At 47.4% G+C, this 4,141-nt stretch carries 1 protein-coding gene; it reads right to left on the bottom strand.

Annotated elements, in window-relative coordinates; translation table 11 throughout:
- On the bottom strand, positions 1 to 4,141 hold a 4,141-nt coding region (locus KB186_RS28175; protein WP_232774853.1), incomplete at both ends, for a collagen binding domain-containing protein.

Below are 4,141 nucleotides of genomic sequence, written 5' to 3'. Positions count from 1 at the left end.
GGTCTGGGTTTCCAGGTTGGTCTGGGTTTCCAGGTTGGTCTGGGTTTCCAGGTTGATCCGGTTTGCCAGGTTTATCTGGTTTGTCTGGTTTGTCTGGCTTCTCCGGTTTGTCTGGCTTTTCCGGTTCGGGCTCTGGTTTAGGTTCTGGTTCAGGCTCTGGCTTTGGTTCTGGCTTTTCAGGCTCTGGCTCCGGTTTTGGATCAGGATTTCCGCCACCGCCACCACCACCGCCGCCACCACCGGAGGTCACGTCATTTTCGACAGTGACGAGCACATGGTCGCCAGCTACTTGGTTTCTTTTAATCTCGAACTCGATCGGCTTGCTGCTTTTTACATAACCAGCAGGTGCTTTTGTCTCGATAAACTCATACTTGCCCGGATTCAGTCCTTCAACAATCAGCTCTCCGTTGCCATCCGTAGTCAGCTTGGTAAGCTCCTGACCGTTCATATCTTTGGCTACCTGACCATGTTCATCCCGGAGCGTAAATTCAGCTCCTTTGAGTTTATGATTTGGGTATCCTGTTCTTACTTTGGTCAGTTTCACAGATCCTGGGTTCAATCTGTTGGTCAACGTGAGAGAGGCAGTTCCTTCCTCTGTCACTTCGAATTTCAGTGGTTCAGCAAGCTCATAATCAGCAAGGGCTTTTGTTTCCACGAGCTGGTAGAATCCTGCTTTCAGGTTTTCTAGGAGAAGGATACCGTCCTTATTCGTTGTGAGTCCACTTTGCAGTACTTTCCCGTCGGCATCTTGAAGCTCAAAGGTTACGCCAGGAAGTGGTTCTTTGGTGTAGTGGTCCACTTTCAGCAATTGAACAGACCCGATATTTTTGGCGTTCTTTTTCGTAAGGGTCACAATTTCTGTCTGATTGGAGGCGATTTTGAATGAAAGGGGAGTCGCATCCAGCTTGTATCCCTTCGGAGCTTTCGTTTCGACTAGCTGATAGTTGCCTTCTGCCAGATCGCCTTTGGAAACTTTTCCGTCAGAGCCGGTTGTCAGCTCAGCGATCGTTTCGAACGCTCCGCCCTTTTCAACCTGCAGATTGAAGACAGCGCCTTCCAGCGTTTTGCCAGTATTCTCCGCGTCAACTTTGGTTAACTCAAATCCTTGACGGAGCAGCTTGTTCCCGATGGTCATTTCGATTGTAACTGGAGCGGCAGGGTCAGCACCTTCAGGAGCTTTTAACGTAATGTCTTTTCCGTTTCTGTACTCGTCTGCGATGACGTAGCCAACAGGAGCGGATAGTTCTTTTAGCTTGTACGCTTTAAATTTGTATCCTTTGAAGGTGGCAATGCCATTTTCGTCGGTCACGACTGTTTCCAGCAAGGTATTTCCTGTCTTGTCGTAAAGACCAAACGTGGCTCCTGCCAATGCTTTTTTCGAATCTGCGTCTGTTTTGACGATTTTCAAGTCGCCTTTACCAGGTGTGCCGGCTCCGCCACCAGCGCCCGACAAGCTGACTTTGACACCATCTTGTCCGTCTTTACCTTTACCTACAACTTTTTTCCCTGCAAAAGAGGCTTCGTTTTTGATGATTTCTCCATGATCAGCATTGATAAAGGAGCGGTACTCCAGGATGTAGGCAGTGTGCAGGTCGTTTTTGAAAGTCAGTTTAAAGGTGTTGCCGACCACTTCTAATGTGTAGTCCTCGACTGCCACTTCTTTTCCGATAGCCAAGGCACCGGATTCAGAGACGGTTGTCGTAAAGAGCTTGAAGGAATCTTTCATCAGAATTTGATTGCTGGACAGCGTATCGGTCAATACAGCACCTGCCGAAATATAAGACTGGCTCGGATTGATTTTTACTGTCCATGTTGCATACTCTGAATCTGCTCCTGTACCCTGTACGCCTGTTTTGAGGACGTACTCCCCACCGTATGCCGGTCTCACGGTCCTCTTGCCTTTATAGAGTGGAGTGCCTGTTATGTCACTATCATGCATAGTGGCATTGTTTTCGTACACTTCTCCGACAGGGAGATCAGCCAAACTGGTTGTGTACGTGATGCGATAGGCCGAGTCGATCTCTCCAAGATGCAGTTCAAAACCGTTGGTTAATGGGTCGAATTTGATAGGAACAACTGGTCCTTCGACCACTTTCACGCCGTCTGCTCCACCTGTAAGCAACAATTTATGCACTCGTAACGAGTCTTTCACAAAAGTTTGTTCTCCGGTATAAAAATCCCGAATAATCGCGTTGTTAATCTTGTGAAGGTTATAGTTCACATCGATTGTCCATGTGATTTCTTTTGTGCGGGCGTCGTATGCGCCTGTTTTGTTGCCGTTATTGCTGGTGTAGCTGTCTGGTTTAACAGTAGCGGATTTCGTGATGGGGTCTTGTGCTTTCCCGTTTTCCTTCCAGTTCAGTTCAGCCTTGTTTTTGTACGCGGATGGACGGTCCTTGGAAGTAGGATCGAACTTCGTCAGGTACGTAATCACAAGGGCTTTTGTGACTGGTTTGTGGAAGGTGATCTTGAATCCTTCCTCGTACTTTGGATTCGGAGAGATGGTGTAGTCTTTGTCAGGGCCTTCTTCCAAATCCTTTGTCCAATCGTTGATTTTTACTTTGTCAGGAAGAAGAGTCAGCCCTTGTCCCGCATAACTGTCGGTAATGACGACTTCATCCATCACCTGATTGTCCTCGTTTAGACTAAGCGTCCACTCGATCGTTTTATTCAGGTAATCGACTTTTTCCTTTTTGGCGTTTTTCCAGAAGATTGCTTGGGTGATCTCTCTGGATGCATCTTTTTTGGTTCCATCATAGATCTCTACTTCATTTTTCACGAGGTAGCTGTCTTGGTGGACCCGATTTTTGGCTTTGGTTTGGTAGGTGATTTCGTAAGCTGCTGACACGTCATGGTCAAACTCCAAGCGGAAGCCGGTATCCGATGGGGTTACGTTGTACCCTTTGATGGCAGCCCCGTCTTTTGTTCCGTTTCCGTTGTCGCCGATGGTCATTTTATGAACGGTAAAAGAACCATTCACGAGCTCTTGATGACTGGTATCGAAGCGATCCTCGAGCCATGCATCGCTTTGCTTGATCAGTTTTTCATTGTAGTTGTACTGAATAGCCCAGGTGATTGTTTGCGTGTTGTAATCATAGCCAATCGCTTTTTTGTTCAAAGGCTGGCTGAATCGAACAGGGACGTTTGCGGAATCGATTAAATCCTTTGGAAGGTTCGTTCCTGTGACAGTGGCTTTATTCGTGTAGGTTGTATCTGTCGTACCAGTGACGTTGGTCTTGTACGTGACCCGATAAGCACCATCGATGTCGCCAAAGTTCATTTTGAACCCATTTCCTTCTGTCAATTTCTCAGGAGTGAAGGTAGTTACCTCAGTCATTGGATTAACAGAGCCATTCAACTGAACTTCTAATGGAAAAACCTTAATCGAGCTCATGTCGATGTCCAGACCGCTTGGAATCTCATCCGTAAAGACAGCGCCTTTAATCGGATTTTCACTCATGTTAAAATCGACGGTCCAGTCGAGGTGGCTAGGATTCATGCCCTTGTTTGCTTTTCCGTTCTTGTCGATTTCATTGTTGTTTTTGCCTTTGAAATGGACAGAGATCGGGGCGATGCCATCGAATTTAAAATCGATTTCCTGTCTCGTGCCGCCCTCAAATTTTTTCTCATCAAATTCCCGCCATACATAGAACGTTCCGTCATTGATCTCTGCACCGTCATTGATGCTATCACTAAAAATGAAAGTGATGGTGCCATCTGTTGTTACTTCATAGGTGCCGTATCCTCCGTTCAGATCTCCGGTCAAAACGCGATCGGTCCGAAATTTATCTGGGAGAGGGAAGGTAAAGGTGGCACCTTCTGAGTAAGGATGTCCAGCAGGGATTTTCCAAGTGAAATCAACTTGAACACGCGAGCCTTGATCAGGGCGGATGTCTTCAATGTTGTTTCCGTCTTTGTCCTTCATGACTACGCTGGTGATGATGTTGTCTTTGATGATGTTGTCTTCAGGGTCTGGAACTGGTACCGGTACCTCTGGTAGAGGAACTGGTGGTTCAACAGGTGGCGTAGTCGGAGTTCCCGTGCCCGGATCGGTAGGAGTTCCTGTACCCGGATCGGTAGGAGTCCCTGTGCCCGGATCGGTAGGAGTTCCTGTGCCTGGATCGGTAGGAGTTCCTGTGCC

The sequence above is a fragment of the Brevibacillus sp. AF8 genome (genome assembly GCF_021270385.1).
Classification (GTDB): Bacteria; Bacillota; Bacilli; order Brevibacillales; family Brevibacillaceae; genus Brevibacillus.
Note: the sequence above shows the minus strand (reverse complement) of the source record. Positions and strands in the feature narration are given on the sequence as shown.